The sequence below is a fragment of the Christiangramia marina genome (genome assembly GCF_048285865.1).
Lineage (GTDB): Bacteria > Bacteroidota > Bacteroidia > Flavobacteriales > Flavobacteriaceae > Christiangramia > Christiangramia marina.
Genome location: NZ_JBLVTK010000002.1, coordinates 784,224 through 802,560 on the forward strand (window position 1 = coordinate 784,224; position 18,337 = coordinate 802,560).

Consider the following 18,337-nt stretch of genomic DNA (forward strand, 5'->3'; position numbering starts at 1 on the left):
TACCATTTGGTTTTTAGAGAGCACAACTTCCTCCTGATACTTGTTATTCCCTTTTTCAAGGCTATTCATTACCAAACCAACTGCCGTAGCATATACCGGACTGGTGGTTTCTGAATCGTTATTCCCGGCCAGATGTTCGTTAGGATACCCTATTCTTGTATCCATTCCCGTAATATATTCTACCAGTTGCTTAAGATGCTTCAACTGAGCACCACCTCCGGTAAGAACGATTCCTGCGATCAATTTTTTCTTTTGCTCATCGTGACCGTAATTCTTGATCTCCAGGTAAACCTGGTCGATGATCTCTACTACTCGTGCGTGGATGATCTTGGAGAGATTCTTCAAAGTGATTTCCTTCGGCTCTCTTCCACGTAAACCTGGGATGGAAACGATCTCATTATCCTTGTTTTCACCTGGCCAGGCAGATCCAAATTTGATCTTCAGTAATTCTGCTTGTTTTTCAATGATTGAACATCCTTCCTTGATGTCTTCAGTAATCACATTTCCACCAAAAGGAATTACTGCAGTATGCCTGATGATACCATCTTTAAAAATTGCAAGATCTGTCGTACCACCACCTATATCGATAAGTGCCACACCTGCCTCTTTCTCCTCCTGACTGAGAACCGCGTTAGCTGAAGCTAGAGGTTCCAGCGTTACTGCTGAAAGTTCCAGGCCGGCGCTTTTCACGCATCGACCAATATTTCTTATGGAAGAAACCTGTCCTACAACTACATGAAAGTTGGCTTCCAGTCTTCCACCGTACATCCCGATAGGTTCTTTGATCTCCGCCTGCCCGTCTACTTTAAATTCCTGCGGAAGGACATGAATAATCTCTTCTCCCGGTAACATTACCAGTTTATGGACCTGGTTGCACAACGTATGAATGTCTTCAGAATCTATAACCTCATCAGGATTTTGCCTGGTGATATAGTCACTATGCTGAAGGCTTCGAATATGCTGTCCCGCAATTCCCACTACCACTTCACTGATCTTTAAACCGCTATCGGCTTCTGCTTCCTGTATTGCCTGTTGGATAGACTGAATCGTCTGGGTGATATTATTCACCACTCCGCGATGTACGCCCAGAGATTTGGATTTTCCTATGCCTACGATTTCTACTTTTCCATACTCATTCTTGCGGCCGATCATAGCCACAATCTTGGTAGTTCCAATATCTAATCCTACTGCAATATCGTTCTGTTCCATAAACTATTTTTTCGTGCACACAACCTGATCTCCAAATTGTAGGTTCACTTTTTTGTAGGTATTTAATTTCTTATCCTTAGTAGCCTTTTTGTAAAAGGCCTTAAAATTGTTAAACTTGAGATCTATCTTTGTAGTATCTCCAAAATAAACTTGAAAATCATTCTCTCTAAGTTCTAAAGCATAGGCTTCAGCATTTAAACGAGTAATTCCCGTTATGTGTTTCCTTAGAAAATCATCATTCTGAACATAACTTACGATCCCGTAAACTTCAGCTACAGTACTTCCATCAAAACCAAACATTAGCGGCACTCTAGCCGAGTAATATTCTGATAATGGCATGATCTCTCCATTTCTATCCAGGTAAAATGAAGAATTTCCAGCTACCCTGCCAATTGGCTTTCTCTGACTTACGGTCGCTTTCAGTTTTCCGTCGAGTGTTAGAAATACTTCTGCATTTTCAATCATGTCATGATCGTTCAGCATAGCTTCCACTCTATTCAAATCTAAAGTTTCTTTATCTATGCTCGAGACACTGTCATTAGATTGTATTAACAATTTATTAACCACTTCCTCAGTCACATAGAGGTTTTCCGTCTCGGTAAAACTAACCTTGATATCGGTTAATTTTCTGTTCTTATGGCGATGTTCTGCAAAACCATAAAGTCCTCCTATTAGCAGGATTAAAATTAGAGGCTGTATAAACTTCAGACTACGCTTCATTCTGTAAGGCTTTTTGAACAGATTCAACTTCATCTCCTATATCACCAGCACCCATCATCACTATAACATCTGCATATTCAGACCTTATAGATTCAATAAGATGATGTTTACTAACAAGTCTCTTGTAATCGTTTTCTATTTGTTCCAGTAACCAGGCTGAAGTGATGCCTTCGATTGGGGTTTCTCGCGCAGGATAAATATCCATGAGAAAGACCTTATCAAATTCTGAAAGGCTGGAGGCAAAATCTTCAGCGAAGTCACGGGTACGGCTAAACAAGTGGGGTTGAAAAACCGCAAGAACAATTTTATCGGGGTACATTGCACGAACCGCCTGATGTACTGCAGAAATCTCTGTAGGATGATGAGCATAGTCATCAATTAACACCAGTTTATCGGTTTTAATCTTATAATTGAATCTACGTCTTACACCTTTGAAAGTATATAAAGCCCTGGCCAGATCGATGGTTGGGGATCCGTATTCGATCGCCATCGCCAGGGCTGTTATAGCATTCAGCAAATTGTGATTGCCGGGTAGATTAAATCTTAAATTTTCTATAGTTTGAGAAGGAGTCTTTAGATCAAAGACATAAGTACCATTCTCAATCTTTACGTTCTTAGCTGAATAATCACTCGCATCATTTATGCCAAGTGTCTTTCCGCTTAGAGATAATTTGTTATTTACAAATAAAGTGCCGCTTTCAGGAATTTTTGCAGCAAAGTCCTTAAATGATTTTTCCAGTTCTTCTTTACTTCCGTAGATATCAAGATGATCTGCATCCATAGAAGTTATCGCCGCAGTATTGGGAGAAAGCCGAAGGAATGAACGATCAAACTCATCTGCTTCTACTACTACGACCTCATCGCCCTGCATGATCAGGTTTGACTGAATATCCTCACTAATACCACCCAGGAATGCAGTTACTTTCGCGCCAGTTTCTTTAAGCAAATGACCTAAAATAGCGGTTGTGGTAGTTTTTCCGTGAGTACCGGCAACGGCCAGGCAGTATTTATTAGCGGTAACCATTCCCAGTAATTCAGATCTTTTAACGACCTCAAATCCTTCCTGCTGAAAATATCCAAACTGTTTGTGATCTTTTGGAACTGCAGGAGTATACACCACGAGACTGTTTTCCACATCCTCTAAAATATTCTGTGGAATAGCCTCAAGCTCATCTGCATAACTAATATTAATTCCTTCCATCTCCAGTTCTGCTGTAAGTTTCGAAGGTGTACGATCGTAACCACAAACCTTAGCGCCTTTCGCCTGAAAATATCTAGCGAGCGCACTCATCCCAATCCCACCGATACCGATGAAATAAAAATGTTCTATGTGATCAGGGTTCTTCATTAGTTTCTTTCTACCAGCTTTTCTACTTCGTTTACGATATCTGATGTTGCGTTAGGCAGCGCCAGTTGTTTTATATTTCTTGAAAATCTTTCCAGTCTTCTTTCATCCTTTAAAAAGCTGAAAAAGCATGGATCAAATTTTTCTGTAAGTTCATCTTCAGTGATCATCAATGCCGCATCATGATCTGTTACCGCCATGGCATTTTTTGCCTGATGATTTTCAGCAACATTCGGGGATGGGATAAACAATATCGGTTTTCCCACAATACATAATTCTGAAACGCTTCCAGCTCCAGCTCTTGAGATGATCACATCTGCAGCTGCATAGGCAAGGTCCATACGATTGATATACTCCTTAGCCACAATAGCTTCTGAAGCGTACTTTTTATAATCTGAATAATACAATTTCCCAATTTGCCAGATCAATTGTACATTTTCCTGTTCGAACCTTTTCAAATAGGTTTCAATAAGTTTATTGATCCTTCTTGCTCCCAGGCTTCCGCCTAGAATAAGTACGGTTTTCTTTCCTGGCTTCAGTTTAAAATATTCCTGGGCTTCCTGCCTGAGTGTATTTACCTTAAGCAAATCCTGTCTAACCGGGTTCCCAGTAATGACAGTTTTTTCCGCAGGGAAATAATCTTTTACTTTTTCATAGGCAGCACAGATAACACTTGCGTTCTTGGCTAGTATTTTATTTGTGATACCTGGAAGACTATTCTGTTCCTGCACCAGCGTTGGAATATTTCTGGAGATCGCTACACGCAGTAATGGTCCGCTGGCAAATCCACCCGTACCAATGACTACATCTGGCTTAAATCTCTTTACAATCTTTCTCGATTTTGAGATACTACTAATTAACTTTAAAGGAAAAGATAAATTTCTTAGACTTAAGGAACGATCGATCCCTGTGATCCAAAGACCTTCTATTTTATAACCAGCCTGAGGCACCTTCTCCATTTCCATGCGGTCCTTCGCACCTACGAACAATATCTCAGCTTCTGGATGACGACTTTTGATCTCATCTGCAATAGCGATCGCAGGATAGATATGTCCACCTGTTCCGCCACCTGATAATATAACTCGCATGTTCTTCTTCATATCGCTTCGCTCAAAATATCCAGAGGATTCTCTTCCTCGCCATTCAGGCTCTCATTTTCAAACTCTTTAATCTCTTCTCTTCTTGCACTTACACTCAGTATAATTCCAAGTGCGATACAGGTCATCCAGATGGACGTTCCCCCACTACTTACCAGTGGCAAGGTTTGTCCCGTTACCGGAAATAATTCCACCGCGACACCCATGTTGATAAGCGCCTGGAAAACTATAGGCAATCCTACGCCCATTACCACCAGTTTACCAAATATGCTGCTTGCTTTGGTAGCAACGATGACAATCCTGAATAACAGAAGCAAATAAGCCAGCATTACTCCAAAAGCTCCTATTAACCCCATTTCCTCCACGATGATCGCGTAGATGAAATCTGAAGAAGATTGGGGTAAAAAATTTCTTTGTACACTTTTACCAATTCCAGTTCCTGTAATACCACCCTGAGCGATCGCAATCTTAGCCTTCTCTACCTGGTATTGCTCATCTGCTTCCTCTCCATCGAAAAAGGTTTCAATTCGGCTTGACCAGGTATCGATCCTGTTGGGTAATAAACCTGGAAATGCTTTGGCTGTTAGCACAAAAATTCCCAGCATTACAATGCCGACACCAACGATGGCTGATAGGTATTTAATAGGATAACCTCCTAAGAACATCAGTATCAGCGTCATGACAAAAATGATCGCCGTTGTGGAGAAATTGGCCGGCAAAATTAGCACTAATACGGCGAAAACAGGCGCCCATAGCGGAATTATTGTCTCCTTAAATGTTACTTTTTTCTCGGTGATCTTAGAGAGATATCTTGCTACATAAACCATCAATACGACCGAAGCCAGAGTTGAAGACTGGAAGGATACATTTAATACCGGAATACGTATCCATCTACTGGCATAGGCACCATCAATAGTGGTCCCCTGGGCGATTGTAAAAATCAGCAAAACAATTACTATGGGTAGTAGCAAAATACTTATTCCCCGAAAGTAATGATAAGGTATTTTATGTACCGCGAATAACAGGCAAAAACCAAGAAGCAAGTGAAAAAAGTGCATGATAAGAAATCCGGTAGTACTACCATCTCCGTGGAGATAGGCCAGGTTACTACTGGCGCTGTACACCGGCAAAAAGGAAAAGATCGCCAGCAAAGCTGCTACCGCCCAGATCACTTTATCACCTTTTAAATTTGCAAATACGTTGCTCATTATCCTATTCAATAATTTTATTAATTCTTATAGATTACGAACGGCATTCTTAAACTGTCTGCCTCTATCCTCATAATTTTCGAATAGATCGAAACTCGCACATGCCGGAGACAATAACACATTATCACCTTTATCTGCTAATCTGTAAGCCATTTTAACTGCCTCATCCATAGATCCGGTTTCTACAAGGTTCTCCACGATATTACCAAAAGCTCTTTTGATTTTCTCATTATCAACTCCTAAACAGATGATCGCCTTTACTTTTTCATTCACTAAAGGAAGTAGATCATCATAAACATTGCCTTTATCCACACCTCCAAGGATCCATATTGTTTCAGATTCCATACTTTCTAATGCGTAATAAGTTGCATTTACATTGGTCGCTTTGGAATCGTTGATATACATCACATTGTTGATCTTTAGCACCTTTTCAAGACGATGTTCCACACCCTGAAAATTAGCCATGCTTTCTCTTATGGTTTGCTTTCTAATTCTAAGCAACTGAGAAACGGTGGCCGCAGCCATTGCATTCTTGGTGTTGTGTTTGCCCTGTAGGGATATATCTGATGTTGACATAGTAAACTCGGTATTATTTATTTTTATAACAATATTTGTATCTTCTAAATAGGCGCCTTTTTCAAGTTTCTTTTCCATCGAAAATGGCAACTTTTGTGCTTTCACAGGATTTTTCTCAAGCCATTCTGTGATCACTGGATCATCTGCATCGTAGATGAAATAATCTTCGGCTGTTTGATTCTTTGTTATTCTGAATTTTGATTCTATATAATTTTCAAATTTGTAATCATAGCGATCTAAATGATCTGGCGTAATGTTGGTCAAAATGGCTATATGCGGTTTGAAATCTTCGATTCCATCCAGTTGAAAACTGGATAATTCCAGAACAAACCAATTATGCTTATTTTCAGCAACCATTTTCGCATAGCTGTTTCCAATATTTCCACCCATTCCTGAATTTACCTCGCCGTTCTTCAGTAAATGCTGTATCAGGTTGGTCACCGTTGTTTTACCGTTGCTTCCTGTAATTCCAATTACCGGAGTCTCAGAAAACCAGGAAGCGAATTCAATTTCTGATATAACAGGTATGTCATTCTTCCGAAGTTTTACAACAAGTGCAGCAGTTTCTGGAATACCAGGGCTTTTCATCACCACATTTGCATTCAGAATCTTTTCTTCTGAATGTTTCTCATCTTCCCAATCTATTTCCAGTTTTGTAAGAACATCACGGTACTTATCCTTGATCCTTCCTTTATCTGAAAGAAAAACCTCGTAGCCCTTCTCTTTCCCGAGAATTGCCGTACCAACTCCACTTTCTCCACCTCCAAGTATCACCAGTCTTTCCATCCTAGCGTACTTTTAAGGTGACGATGGTAAGTATCGCCAGGAAAATTCCGATAATCCAGAATCTTACCACGATCTTACTTTCATGTCTGCCTTTTTTCTGATAATGATGATGAAGAGGGGACATCAAAAATATCCTTCTTCCTTCACCAAATTTTCTCTTAGTCCATTTGAACCAGCCTACCTGTAGTACTACTGAAAGATTTTCCACCAGGAAAATTCCACATAGTAATGGTATTAGTAATTCCTTTCTGGTCGCAATCGCAAGCACTGCGATAATTCCTCCAATTGTCAAACTTCCAGTATCTCCCATAAAAACCTGGGCTGGATATGTGTTATACCAAAGGAAACCTACTAAAGCACCGGCAAAAGCCGTTATAAAAATGGTCATCTCACCAGACCGTGGGATGTACATTATATTGAGGTAATCTGAAAATATGATGTTACCCGAAACCCAGGCAAAGATTCCCAGGGTTAACACTATAATAGCCGATGATCCAGCGGCGAGTCCATCAATACCATCAGTAAGGTTCGCACCATTAGACACTGCCGTTACGATAAAGATCACAATAGGAATAAATATCAGCCACGCATAGTTTACAAGATCTGCATCTATCCAGCTTATTAGACTGGAGTATTCAAATTCGTTGTCCTTAACAAACGGAATGGTTGTACTGGTATCCTTTACTTCCGGACCCATATCCACAACCTCAGCTCTGGCAATCACATTTTCAGTAGGATTCGTGTCTGTAATTACTTCCTTTGTAGTAATCTGCGGATGGAAATACATGGTACATCCAACGATTAGACCCAGACCAATCTGGCCAATCACCTTGAATATGCCTTTTAATCCTTCCTTATCTTTTTTAAAGGTTTTTATAAAATCGTCTAGAAAACCGATCGCTCCCATCCACAAGGTGGTAATGATCAACAGAATTACATAGATATTTTCAAGTTTAGCAAACAGCAGCACAGGGATAAGTGTAGCAATGATAATGATCACGCCTCCCATGGTTGGCGTGCCTGCTTTTTCTGTCTGACCCTTTAGTCCAAGATCTCTAACGCTCTCACCTATTTGTTTAGCTCTCAGGTAATTGATAATGTGTTTTCCATAGATCGTAGAAATTCCCAGCGATAATATGATCGCCATTGCAGACCTGAATGACAGGAACTCAAATAACTGTGCTCCTGGTAGCTGATATCTATCTTCTAAAAATTTAAACAGGTAATACAGCATTATTTATCCAGAGTTTTTAGAAATTCCTTTACAATTTTGAGATCGTCAAAATCAAATCGTTCTCCATTCACCTCCTGGTAGGTCTCATGACCTTTCCCGGCAATTAGAATAATATCGTTACTGGTCGCCATCTGGCATGCAGTTCTAATTGCCTGCTTGCGATTGGTAACACTCATGATCTTTTTAAAGTTCTGTGGCTCCACACCGGCTTCCACATCTGCTATGATCTTATCTGGGTCCTCTGTTCTTGGATTATCACTGGTAAAGATCACTTTACTACTTAGTGCCGATGCGATATGCCCCATTTTAGGACGTTTCGTAGTATCGCGATCACCTCCGCAACCTACAACTGTAATAAGATTTTCATTTTTTGTACGAATGCTGTTGATGGTCTCCAAGACATTCTTAAGAGCATCTGGAGTATGAGCGTAGTCTACGATCGCAGTGATTTTTTCTCTTTCTGAAATGATATATTGAAACCTTCCGCTAACAGAATTCAGTTCGCTTATGATACGAAGTGTTTCCAGGGTTTTTAAACCTAACAATTCCGCAGTAGCGTAAATAGCCAGCACGTTATAAGCATTAAAAGTACCTATGAGCCTGGACCACAACTCCTGATCTTTCACCTTCAGAAGCAATCCTGTAAAATTGTTTTCAAGAATCTGAGCCTGGTAATCTGCATAGGATTTTAAAGCGTAGCTGTATTTCTTCGCTTTTGTATTCTGAAGCATTACATCACCATTCTTATCATCGATATTAGTAAGTGCAAAAGCTGAAGCTGGTAATTCATCAAAAAACCTTTTTTTTACATCACGATATTCTGCAAAATCCTTATGGTAATCCAGGTGATCATGCGAGAGGTTCGTGAAAATTCCGCCTTGAAATTTGAGAGCCGTCGTACGATGCTGATCGATTCCATGCGAACTTACTTCCATAAAGCAGAATTCCACACCGGCATCATTCATATCACTTAGATGTGAATTGATACTTATGGAATCTGGAGTCGTTCGAATGGCGGTACGTTCTTCATTTCCAACCATGATTTTCACAGTAGAAAGTAGTCCGCATTTGAATCCAGCTTTGGTAAACAAATCATATAGCAAGGTCGCAATGGTCGTTTTCCCATTGGTACCAGTAACTCCCACCAGTTTTAGGTTTTCTGAGGGATTCTCGTAATAATTAGCTGAAATATACGCCAACGCCCTCTTGGAATCTGCTACTTCAATATAAGTAACACCATTCACCTTTTCCTTCGGAAGCTCCTCACATACAATAGCAAGTGCTCCCTGATTTTCAGCATTTTTAATATAATCATGACCATCACTTAAGCTTCCTCGAATAGCGATGAAAACATCATTAAGAGAAATTTTTCTGGAATCGAAATGAATATCGCGTACGGTCACCCCGGTATCTCCGGAAACCGACTTAATATTTACTTTATAGAGTATGTCTTTTAAAACCTGCATTAACTCAATTCAAGATTTACGATGGCGTTATTATCTAATTTCTTTCCTGCCGAAACAGATTGTCTTTTCACTACTCCTTTTCCATTCAATCGAACCTGAATCCCAAGATTCTCAAGGATGGAGATCGCATCCATTGCCGGCATTCCGGTAACATCTGGCATCAGCATTTTTTCATCCTGTATGCTTGCGTAGTAAGTGTCAAAGTCGGCTTGGATATCCTCGTCTTCAAAATCAAGATTTTCGAGCTCATCCATCACCGGTGTATCTGTATAGATCTTTCTGGCAATATCTTTAAAAACAGGAGCTGCCACGATATTTCCGTAATACCCTTTTCTTCTATTAGGCTTATGAATCACGACGATGCAGGAGTATTTAGGATCTTCGGCAGGAAAATATCCGGCAAAAGAAGCTATATATCTACCTGGTTCTATCCAGTATTCTGTCTGGCATGTTCCTGTCTTACCGGCCATCGAAAAGTTTTCAGTATAGATATTGGCAGCTGTGCCTCGTTCAACCGTATTCTTCATCATCTCACGAACCTTGGCCGCAGTTTCAGGAGAACAAATAGATGGGTTCATCACCTGCTTATCCATAGTCATTATTGACTTGTCCCGATCTTTCACTGCCTTTATAAATCGCGGCTTGATCATTTCACCGTCATTTGCGATCGCATTGTAAAAAGTTAGCGTTTGCAAAGGCGTAATTGCCACCCCATAACCAAAGGCCATCCAAGGCAAACTCAGGCCATTCCAGGATTTGTCCTGAGGGTGAGGAATTCGGGGAGAGCCCTCACCTTTAATTTCAAGACCTATCTTATCATTAAGACCCATGTCGTATAATCTATCTACGAATTTGGACGGGTCATTCTTATAACCTTCAGTAATCATTTTGGTAAAGGCTGTATTAGAAGACAATTCAAATGCCTTCGCCGCCGAAATTTCACCATAACCACCATGATGTGAATCCCGTACAGGGCGACCGTAAAACCGCACCACACCTTTTTCTGTATCAATAACCTGGCTGGTATCCACTACCTCATCCTCCAGTGCAGCTACCATCGCCATTAATTTGAAAGTAGAACCAGGCTCGTGGGCTTCGTATACTGCGTAATTTCTTTTTTCGAAATAAGTCCCGTCTTCTGTGCGCCCAAGATTTGACATTGCTTTGATCTCGCCAGTTGCGGTTTCCATCACCACCACAGTACCATGATCTGCCTCAAAATATTCTAATTGACGTAATAGTGAATGATGAGCTATATCCTGGATATTTACATCGATCGTAGAAATGACATCATAACCATCTTTCGGCTCCATTTCGTTATTATCACTAATAGGCTTCCATTGTCCTTTAGCTATCTTTTGCTTTAAACGACGACCATCTGTACCTCTCAGGTAGTTACTAAATGCGCCTTCCAGGCCAACGCGTGTAAAATATCCATTCTCATCCCTACGCTCATAGCCCACGGTTCGTTCTCCCATTTTGCCTAGCGGATGCTCTCTAACCGTGCTTTGTTCCGTGATCATTCCACCTTTGAAAGCACCAAGATTGAACATGGGAAAACTCTTGATCTTCATGTATTCTGAATATCCAAGATTCTTAGCGATCAATACATAGCGCTGTTTATTTACACGCGCTGTTCTTAATTTCTGGGAATAATAGGAAGTAGAACGTCCTAGCATTTTGGACAGCTCAGCAGACAACTCTCCTATGTTCTCTTCAAAATTTTTGTCTGAAACAGTTACGGCATCAAATCGAATGTCATATTTGGGAACTGAAGTAGCCAGTAGATTTCCATTAGAATCGTAAAGATTCCCTCGATTCGCAGGAATTTTAAAATTTCTTAGAGTACGCTCTTCCGCAAGACTTTTGTAATGTTCACCATGAACAAACTGGATATTCAGCAATTTCACCCCTACCGCGATTGCGAAGAGGAACAGGCAGCCGGCCACGAAATACATACGATTCAGGATGCTTTTTTCTGTTGTTGCCATTTAAGGTTTATTCTTTTATGATGACTCTAATTTTGTTCGGTGGCGTATCAGACGGCCCAATACCTTTACCCGACATAGATTCGGTGATAGTGGATTCCATTTTGATCTTCATTAGATCTGATCTTCGTTCAATATGCTCACTTCTCAACTCCTTCACTTCTGTGCTTAATCTTGCGATCTGGTGCACCTTCTTCTCTGCATTGTGAGAACTGGCGATCATGATAATTGCCAGAACCGTACAATAGACAATGAACCGCCAGTTTTTTACAGCATCTTCGCTAATAAGAAAATTAGCCTTGAGTATATTGTAAAACCCTTTCTTCATAATTCTTAAAGCTTACGCGCCACTCTTAATTTGGCACTTCTCGCCCGGTTATTTTGTTTTATTTCAACTTTCGAGGGAATGATGAGTCCGCTTGTTTTCCTGAAAGGGACATCTATATTGCCATACATGTCTTTCTCCGGTTCTCCTTCAAACAACCCACTCCTTATATATCTTTTTACCAACCTGTCTTCAAGAGAATGGTAAGAGATCAAACTCAACCTTCCGTCTTTACAGATCACTTCTTCAGTTTGCTGAAGAAACTCTTTGAGCACTTCAATTTCCTGATTCACTTCTATACGAATTGCCTGATAGATCTGCGCCAGGATCTTATTTTCCTTTCCGCGGAATAAATGCGGCTTCAATAGATCCTTTAGTTGCTCACTGGTTTCTATAGCTCCATTCTTTCTTTCTTCCACGATGGTACGGGCAAGTTTGGGTGCGTTTTTCAAATCTGCATACGCATAGAACAACTTCTTCAATTGCTCCTCTTCGTATTCATTAATGACTTCGTATGCACTAAGCTTATCTCCCTGGTTCATTCTCATGTCCAGCCTGGCATCGAATCTTGTTGAAAACCCTCTTTCAGCTTCATTGAACTGATGTGAGGAAACACCAAAATCACCAAGAATTCCATCAACTTCCTTTACACCGTAGAATCTTAGAAATCTCTTCAGAAATCTAAAGTTCTCATTGATAAGTGTAAAACGTTCATCCTCTATCTTGTTCTCCAACGCATCCCTGTCCTGGTCGAAGGCGTATAATTTCCCGGAAGGTCCAAGCCTACTCAAAATCTCCCTGGAATGACCACCGCCTCCAAAGGTCACATCTACGTAAACTCCATCTGGCTGGATATTCAAGCCATCAACAGATTCCTTTAAAAGAACAGGATTATGATAGTCCATCATGCTCGTCGTTACCCATCACTTCTTCAGCAAGACTTGCAAAGTCATCATCTGAAGAACCTTCGATGGCGTTTTCATATTTATCTTTATCCCATATTTCCACAATGGCAATCGCAGAAGACAGGACAATCTCCTTATCAATTCCGGCAAAACCTATTAGATCCTTCGGAATTAGAAGTCGACCATTCGAGTCTACTTCCACTGTTTTCACACCGGCCGTAAACCTTCTTATAAAATCATTGTTTTGCTTTTTAAACCTGTTCAGTTTATTGATCTTCGTCATCATAATATCCCATTGTTCCATAGGATATAATTCCAGACAAGGCTGAAAAACTGATCTTTTGATCACAAAACCATCCTGCAACATTGGAGTCAATTGCTTTTTCAATGCTGAAGGAACCATTAACCGGCCCTTAGCATCTACTTTACATTCGTATGTTCCAATGAGATTTACCACGATCTGACTTTATAAAGTCAAATATATTGAAAATAATACCACATTTTACCACTTTCTACCACAATGTTGATAAGTTTTACCACCGTATGTGATTGAAAACCTTTGAAATAGCTCTATTTCCTTATTATTCAGACTCTTGAAAATTCGTGGGATAAAGTGGCGCATTTAGTTTAATTTTTCTCTGAAATCTTATATTGCCACTTACCAAAAATGAGTTTGCAGTTAATCAAAAATGATTATACTTGTATCGAAATCGCTATATTTGCGATTGCTAACCGCAAAGGCTATCAATGAAAGATCACTTAAGGCAGGAGGGTAAATTCACATATCTTGAAAAAGGCGAAGGCACCCCGATTGTTATTCTTCACGGACTTATGGGAGGCCTAAGTAATTTTGACGGAGTTGTAAGTCACTTTCCAGAAAATGGCTATAAGGTGTTAATCCCGGAATTACCACTTTACTCAATGTCCCTTCTCAAGACCAGTGTAGGAACGTTCGCGAAATATCTTAAAGAATTTCTGGACCATAAAGGTTACGAAAAAGTGATTCTGCTTGGTAATTCCCTTGGAGGTCATATTGCACTACTGGCGACTAAAATGTTTCCTGAAAGTGTGGAAGCTTTGGTTATTACCGGTAGTTCTGGTTTATATGAGAATGCCATGGGCGAGAGTTATCCAAGACGTGGTGATTACGAATTTATCAAGAAAAAAGCTGAAGCTGTTTTTTACGATCCTCAGGTTGCAACCAAGGAAATCGTGGATGAAGTATATGAAACAGTAAGTGATCGAAATAAACTGGTAAAGACACTGGCCATTGCCAAGAGTGCAATTCGACACAATATGGCGAAGGATCTTCCAAAGATGAAAACGCCTACCTGCATTATCTGGGGGAAAAATGACACGGTCACTCCTCCTGAAGTTGCTGAGGATTTCCAGAGGTTATTACCAGATTCAGATCTTTACTGGATCGATCAATGTGGTCATGCTGCTATGATGGAACATCCCCAGGAATTCAATGAAGTGCTTCACGCATGGCTTAAAGAAAGAGCTATCTAAAAATCTTTTATTATGAAGATCAAAACTGCAGAATTCGTCATAAGTAATTCCAAAGTTGATCATTGTCCAAACAGCTCCCTGCCGGAATATGCATTCATTGGCCGTAGTAATGTTGGGAAATCGTCACTTATCAATATGCTTACAGGTAGGAAGTCCCTGGCAAAAACTTCAGCGAAACCGGGAAAGACCCAGTTGATCAATCATTTTCTGATCAATAAGAACTGGCACCTGGTGGATCTACCGGGATATGGTTATGCGCAGGTTTCAAAATCTACCAAAAAAGTATTTCAGAAATTCATTACCGCCTATTTCGAGCAACGCAAACAAATGGTTTGCGCATTTGTTCTTATTGATTCTAGACATTCTCCTCAACCTATAGACATGGAATTTATGCAGTGGATGGGAGAAAACGCGATCCCGTTCTGTATCATTTTCACTAAGGCTGATAAGCTCAAACCGAAGGTTCTTGACAAGCATATTGCCAACTACAAGGCGGAGATGCTGGAAACCTGGGAAGAGATGCCGGAATATTTCATTACTTCAGCATCTGCAGGTTTAGGACAGGATGAAGTATTAGATTATATTGAAAGCATCAACGAGCAGCTAAATAGTAAATAGAGCTTTGGCGGAATGAAATATCTATTTATCCTCAGCATGATCATTGGTCTGCAAACTAGTTTACTTGCTCAAAAAGTCGACAGAAGCAAAGATATTTTTATTGATGCCGAAGGTAAAACCATAAGTCAGCAAAAATTCAGGGAACAATGGAGAAATAGTGCAAGATGGGACTCAATAAACAGTACTAACACTCGAGTCAATACATTGAATAAAAACTTATTTCAAGGGTTTGTTTCAGATCCGGGAACTATAGCTACTGAATTATCTAAGATAACTGGAAAGAGTATAAAGGCAAGCTCCCCTATTTTACTTGTTTTTAAATTCAAAGGAGACCTCTGTACCAGTTCACATCCCGATGAAAACTGGAGTAAAAGTCGCATTCGAAGACGCAAAAAATTTTTGAAACCATTCTGGGAACAACTAGAAAAAGATTCCGATCTCAACATTATATATCTGTTCGAGAAAGGAATTGATTTAGTGAATGATACAGATGATCCGGAAGAGAAATTTTATATTGATCAAGAGAATTACTTCAGAAACAATATTTTCACTCAGCCAACGCTCTGTAATTCATTTGCAGCTATTAAGCCAAATGGTCAAATATTGGTTAGGAACGGTGAAAGTAGAATTGATTTTTTTGCTAAATTCTTAATGGATGAAAACTGGTCACAGTTTTTTCCGGAAGATCAGAAAAATTAGGTTCTTTCCTTAATTCTTGAAATAAGCTCCTCTACATCCATTATTTCCTTTAATTCTGAAGTTGACACCAAAACTTCCAGACCTTTCTGATTCTGCGCGAGAATGATAGGAAATTCAAACTTATGTCCGAATTTAGAAGCATAGTTTTTCAAAAACTCATCTCTGTGCAGGAATTCCATATCAAGATCTCCGTTTTTACGAAAGTCTCTCCAGGCCTTCTTTTCATCGAAAGCACCGTAAGTAAGTTTGCATAAATTACAGTCGTAGGAATCGGGATTCACAACCTTTTGGAAAGCTCCTATTAGCGATTTGAGTTTACCTGAGTCGGCATTATAAACAAAGATCAGTTTTTCCAATTAGCTCTTCTTGATTTCAGTTTTTTCAGCAAAATAATCACAGAAATCCTTCATGGTATCGCGCATTTTATCATCCTGGGTAGCACGAAAATATGTGTCACTCATAGAAACTAACGTTTGATGAAAGAATTTTTTCATTTCATCTACTGGCATTTCCTTGGTCCAAAGGTCGATTCTTAAAGTTTCCTGATCTTTACTATCCCAAACAGATAGCATCAAAGCTTTTGCATCTTCTTTATATACATTCCCATCTTCAGCACTCCAGGTGATATTCTCAGGTACATGATTATCGTCTGTTACAACTTCTATATTGATCTCAGATTTTTTAAATTCTGGCATTATTTCTTCGGTTTAAAATTGGCTTTATTGAAAATTTCTTCAGCAGATGTATTTAGCATTCTGTCCAGGGATATGTCGTTCTTTTCCATGTATGCTTTCACAATCTTAAGTCCTATATATTGACCTAATCTGGCCGGACTTTCAGCATCCAGCTGAAGATAGAATTTTGAAAATGGTGCAGGAAATAGAAAACGAGTCTGCAACTGGTTATCTGTATCGTAAATAAGTTCGTTCTCTACGAAGTATCTCCAGATCTGAGATTCATTGTTTTCGGCGAAGTTAAATTCCTCTTCAGTATAGCCTATTCTTCTTGCAGGGTCAAGCATTGGCAGGAGCATCTCCTTCAAATACTGAATCTTACCATAATATACCATATGACTTAAAAACGTTCGGGAATCTGGACCTGGAACGTATTTTTTTGAAATCTCTTCCGCAGCATCTACTACTATCTGATCTTTATTAAAGTTCTTTTTCAAATACTCCTGAAGACCGGTGTAAAACCGATGATCTGTACCTAAATACGTATCGAGGGAAATAAATAAATAATCTCCCGTATAAATTATTTTGTTCTTATAATCCACTTCGGAAGTTACCGTAATTACCACAGGTACTTCAAACTCCGGAAAGTAGTATTTCATATGCTGAAAAAGTGCATATAATTCATCTTCCTGATTCGTGAAATTTGAAAACTCATCTTCTACAGCCTGATTGATCTCCAGCTGAAGGGTATCAGATAACTTATCGATCCAAACCGAATCTGGAAACTGCACAGGAAATAAAAATGGATATTTCTGTTTTAACTCAGGTAATTGCTGAGGTTTTGTACTGGCAAATTCCTGTTCAAATCTTATAACTTTCAGATCTACATCGATCCTGTCGATCTTTTCTTCGGTTTCAGACTGATTATTACAGGAAACCACCGAAATAATTGTAATAAAGAACAGGATCTTTTTCAGCATAACTGGCAATTAGGAAGGCTTTAACGCAGCCATCTTTTAAAAATTGGCTTTTAGTGTTAGATTTGTGAGGCAAAGGTATTACTTACTAATTAAATCACCCAACATTATGCAAACCGAAAAAGTCGCTGATCATATCATAAACTGGTTAAAAGAGTACGCTACAAAAGCAAATATGAATGGGTTTGTAGTTGGAGTTAGTGGCGGTATAGATTCTGCAGTAACCTCAACGCTTTGCGCGAAAACCGGAATGCCTACACTGTGCCTGGAAATGCCTATTCACCAGGCGAGCAGCCAGGTTACCCGCGCCAGAAAACATATTAGCGAACTGGAACACAATTTTGCGAACGTAAGTAACCTTGAAGTAAATCTCACCCCGGTATTTGAACAGTTTAAATCTGTCATGCCCCAGGAAAGACAATCTGCTTCTCTGGATCTAACCTTAGCAAATTCAAGAGCAAGACTTCGCATGTCTACTCTTTATTATTTCGCTGGATTACATGGATACCTTGTTGCAGGAACTGGAAATAAAGTGGAAGATTTTGGAGTTGGATTCTATACAAAATATGGCGATGGCGGTGTTGATCTTAGTCCGATAGCAGATCTTATGAAAAGTGAAGTCTATGCCCTGGGGAAATACCTCAACATTATTGATGATATCATGACTGCAGCTCCAACCGACGGACTTTTTGGTGACAGCCGAAGTGATGAAGATCAATTAGGAGCATCGTACGATGAACTTGAATGGGCGATGACTGCAAAAGAAGCGGGGAAAAAGTCTTCAGATTTTGAAGGCAGACAACGTGAAGTCTTCCAGATCTATTCTCGTTTGAATGCTGCGAACACACATAAGATGGTGCCAATACCCGTTTGCGACATACCCGTTCATCTGTTGAAATAATCATCTTATCGAATATGTGTAGCTGATTTCCCATATCAGGGGTCAAAGCAGTATTTTTAAGTTAAATAAACCAAACTCAACGAGTTACCCCCGGACT

19 protein-coding genes are annotated in these 18,337 nt (G+C 39.7%); 4 read left to right on the top strand and 15 right to left on the bottom strand.

The window, feature by feature from the left end; genetic code table 11:
* The 12 genes from ftsA to mraZ all read right to left on the bottom strand — a co-directional run.
* On the bottom strand, positions 1-1,209 hold a 1,209-nt coding region (gene ftsA / locus ACNKXS_RS10125), incomplete at its 3' end, for a cell division protein FtsA (RefSeq protein ID WP_417920750.1).
* A 3-nt stretch (positions 1,210-1,212) separates the two neighbouring features.
* Positions 1,213-1,929 (bottom strand): cell division protein FtsQ/DivIB, encoded by a 717-nt coding sequence (locus ACNKXS_RS10130; RefSeq protein WP_295178048.1) that lies wholly within the window; start codon positions 1,927-1,929, stop codon positions 1,213-1,215.
* Positions 1,919-3,277, bottom strand: a complete 1,359-nt coding sequence (gene murC, locus ACNKXS_RS10135) for a UDP-N-acetylmuramate--L-alanine ligase (protein ID WP_417920751.1) — start codon at positions 3,275-3,277, stop codon at positions 1,919-1,921. Before murC ends, ACNKXS_RS10130 begins: the two co-directional genes overlap by 11 nt.
* Positions 3,277-4,374 carry an undecaprenyldiphospho-muramoylpentapeptide beta-N-acetylglucosaminyltransferase gene (gene murG / locus ACNKXS_RS10140; RefSeq protein WP_417920752.1) on the bottom strand — a complete coding sequence of 366 codons (1,098 nt, stop codon included), beginning with the start codon at positions 4,372-4,374 and terminating at the stop codon, positions 3,277-3,279. Before murG ends, murC begins: the two co-directional genes overlap by 1 nt.
* On the bottom strand, positions 4,371-5,579 hold the full coding sequence (locus ACNKXS_RS10145) for an FtsW/RodA/SpoVE family cell cycle protein (protein ID WP_295178054.1): 1,209 nt from the start codon (positions 5,577-5,579) through the stop codon (positions 4,371-4,373). Before ACNKXS_RS10145 ends, murG begins: the two co-directional genes overlap by 4 nt.
* Positions 5,580-5,606: 27 nt before the next feature.
* The gene (gene murD / locus ACNKXS_RS10150; protein WP_417920753.1) at positions 5,607-6,941 is read right to left on the bottom strand and encodes a UDP-N-acetylmuramoyl-L-alanine--D-glutamate ligase; all 1,335 of its coding nucleotides are present in this window, start codon (positions 6,939-6,941) and stop codon (positions 5,607-5,609) included.
* A 1-nt stretch (position 6,942) separates the two neighbouring features.
* On the bottom strand, positions 6,943-8,175 hold the full coding sequence (gene mraY / locus ACNKXS_RS10155; RefSeq protein WP_417920754.1) for a phospho-N-acetylmuramoyl-pentapeptide-transferase: 1,233 nt from the start codon (positions 8,173-8,175) through the stop codon (positions 6,943-6,945).
* Positions 8,175-9,641: a UDP-N-acetylmuramoyl-L-alanyl-D-glutamate--2,6-diaminopimelate ligase gene (locus tag ACNKXS_RS10160; RefSeq protein ID WP_417920755.1), complete on the bottom strand. Its 1,467-nt coding sequence runs from the start codon at positions 9,639-9,641 to the stop codon at positions 8,175-8,177. The genes mraY and ACNKXS_RS10160 overlap by 1 nt, the downstream gene beginning before the upstream one ends.
* Positions 9,641-11,632: a penicillin-binding protein gene (locus ACNKXS_RS10165; RefSeq protein ID WP_417920756.1), complete on the bottom strand. Its 1,992-nt coding sequence runs from the start codon at positions 11,630-11,632 to the stop codon at positions 9,641-9,643. The genes ACNKXS_RS10160 and ACNKXS_RS10165 overlap by 1 nt, the downstream gene beginning before the upstream one ends.
* A gap of 7 nt (positions 11,633-11,639) precedes the next feature.
* A complete protein-coding gene (locus ACNKXS_RS10170) occupies positions 11,640-11,957 on the bottom strand; it encodes an FtsL-like putative cell division protein (protein WP_141876881.1) in 318 nt (105 codons plus the stop codon).
* Between the two features lie 5 nt (positions 11,958-11,962).
* Entirely contained in the window at positions 11,963-12,859 is an 897-nt protein-coding gene (rsmH, locus tag ACNKXS_RS10175) for a 16S rRNA (cytosine(1402)-N(4))-methyltransferase RsmH (RefSeq protein WP_298248088.1), read from the bottom strand.
* Positions 12,846-13,316 (bottom strand): division/cell wall cluster transcriptional repressor MraZ, encoded by a 471-nt coding sequence (mraZ, locus tag ACNKXS_RS10180; RefSeq protein ID WP_295178065.1) that lies wholly within the window; start codon positions 13,314-13,316, stop codon positions 12,846-12,848. The genes rsmH and mraZ overlap by 14 nt, the downstream gene beginning before the upstream one ends.
* 290 nt (positions 13,317-13,606) lie before the next feature.
* Between mraZ and ACNKXS_RS10185 the strand changes: the two genes are divergently transcribed.
* From ACNKXS_RS10185 to ACNKXS_RS10195, 3 genes are read left to right on the top strand one after another with little or no spacing between them, the layout of a single operon-like run.
* The gene (locus ACNKXS_RS10185) at positions 13,607-14,371 is read left to right on the top strand and encodes an alpha/beta fold hydrolase (protein WP_417920757.1); all 765 of its coding nucleotides are present in this window, start codon (positions 13,607-13,609) and stop codon (positions 14,369-14,371) included.
* Positions 14,372-14,383: 12 nt separating this feature from the next.
* Positions 14,384-14,989 (top strand): ribosome biogenesis GTP-binding protein YihA/YsxC, encoded by a 606-nt coding sequence (gene yihA, locus ACNKXS_RS10190; protein ID WP_417920758.1) that lies wholly within the window; start codon positions 14,384-14,386, stop codon positions 14,987-14,989.
* Between the two features lie 36 nt (positions 14,990-15,025).
* Positions 15,026-15,688, top strand: coding sequence for a hypothetical protein (locus ACNKXS_RS10195; protein WP_417920759.1), 663 nt, complete (start codon positions 15,026-15,028; stop codon positions 15,686-15,688).
* Here ACNKXS_RS10195 and ACNKXS_RS10200 read toward each other — a convergent pair.
* From ACNKXS_RS10200 to gldB, 3 genes are read right to left on the bottom strand one after another with little or no spacing between them, the layout of a single operon-like run.
* On the bottom strand, positions 15,685-16,044 hold the full coding sequence (locus ACNKXS_RS10200) for a GTPase (RefSeq protein ID WP_295178071.1): 360 nt from the start codon (positions 16,042-16,044) through the stop codon (positions 15,685-15,687). The two genes, ACNKXS_RS10195 and ACNKXS_RS10200, sit on opposite strands and share 4 nt — an antisense overlap.
* Positions 16,045-16,383, bottom strand: a complete 339-nt coding sequence (gene gldC, locus ACNKXS_RS10205) for a gliding motility protein GldC (protein WP_141876876.1) — start codon at positions 16,381-16,383, stop codon at positions 16,045-16,047. It abuts the gene before it with no gap.
* The gene (gene gldB / locus ACNKXS_RS10210) at positions 16,383-17,342 is read right to left on the bottom strand and encodes a gliding motility lipoprotein GldB (protein ID WP_417920760.1); all 960 of its coding nucleotides are present in this window, start codon (positions 17,340-17,342) and stop codon (positions 16,383-16,385) included. Before gldB ends, gldC begins: the two co-directional genes overlap by 1 nt.
* A gap of 106 nt (positions 17,343-17,448) precedes the next feature.
* Between gldB and nadE the strand changes: the two genes are divergently transcribed.
* The gene (nadE, locus tag ACNKXS_RS10215) at positions 17,449-18,240 is read left to right on the top strand and encodes an NAD(+) synthase (protein ID WP_417920761.1); all 792 of its coding nucleotides are present in this window, start codon (positions 17,449-17,451) and stop codon (positions 18,238-18,240) included.
* Positions 18,241-18,337 lie beyond the last annotated feature (97 nt).

Coding starts and splice junctions, on each gene's coding strand:
- ACNKXS_RS10130 (WP_295178048.1), bottom strand. CDS start 1,929: ATGAAGCGTAGTCTGAAGTTTATACAGCCTCTAATTTTAATCCTGCTA.
- murC (WP_417920751.1), bottom strand. CDS start 3,277: ATGAAGAACCCTGATCACATAGAACATTTTTATTTCATCGGTATCGGT.
- murG (WP_417920752.1), bottom strand. CDS start 4,374: ATGAAGAAGAACATGCGAGTTATATTATCAGGTGGCGGAACAGGTGGA.
- ACNKXS_RS10145 (WP_295178054.1), bottom strand. CDS start 5,579: ATGAGCAACGTATTTGCAAATTTAAAAGGTGATAAAGTGATCTGGGCG.
- murD (WP_417920753.1), bottom strand. CDS start 6,941: ATGGAAAGACTGGTGATACTTGGAGGTGGAGAAAGTGGAGTTGGTACG.
- mraY (WP_417920754.1), bottom strand. CDS start 8,175: ATGCTGTATTACCTGTTTAAATTTTTAGAAGATAGATATCAGCTACCA.
- ACNKXS_RS10160 (WP_417920755.1), bottom strand. CDS start 9,641: ATGCAGGTTTTAAAAGACATACTCTATAAAGTAAATATTAAGTCGGTT.
- ACNKXS_RS10165 (WP_417920756.1), bottom strand. CDS start 11,632: ATGGCAACAACAGAAAAAAGCATCCTGAATCGTATGTATTTCGTGGCC.
- ACNKXS_RS10170 (WP_141876881.1), bottom strand. CDS start 11,957: ATGAAGAAAGGGTTTTACAATATACTCAAGGCTAATTTTCTTATTAGC.
- rsmH (WP_298248088.1), bottom strand. CDS start 12,859: ATGGACTATCATAATCCTGTTCTTTTAAAGGAATCTGTTGATGGCTTG.
- ACNKXS_RS10185 (WP_417920757.1), top strand. CDS start 13,607: ATGAAAGATCACTTAAGGCAGGAGGGTAAATTCACATATCTTGAAAAA.
- yihA (WP_417920758.1), top strand. CDS start 14,384: ATGAAGATCAAAACTGCAGAATTCGTCATAAGTAATTCCAAAGTTGAT.
- ACNKXS_RS10195 (WP_417920759.1), top strand. CDS start 15,026: ATGATCATTGGTCTGCAAACTAGTTTACTTGCTCAAAAAGTCGACAGA.
- gldC (WP_141876876.1), bottom strand. CDS start 16,383: ATGCCAGAATTTAAAAAATCTGAGATCAATATAGAAGTTGTAACAGAC.
- gldB (WP_417920760.1), bottom strand. CDS start 17,342: ATGCTGAAAAAGATCCTGTTCTTTATTACAATTATTTCGGTGGTTTCC.
- nadE (WP_417920761.1), top strand. CDS start 17,449: ATGCAAACCGAAAAAGTCGCTGATCATATCATAAACTGGTTAAAAGAG.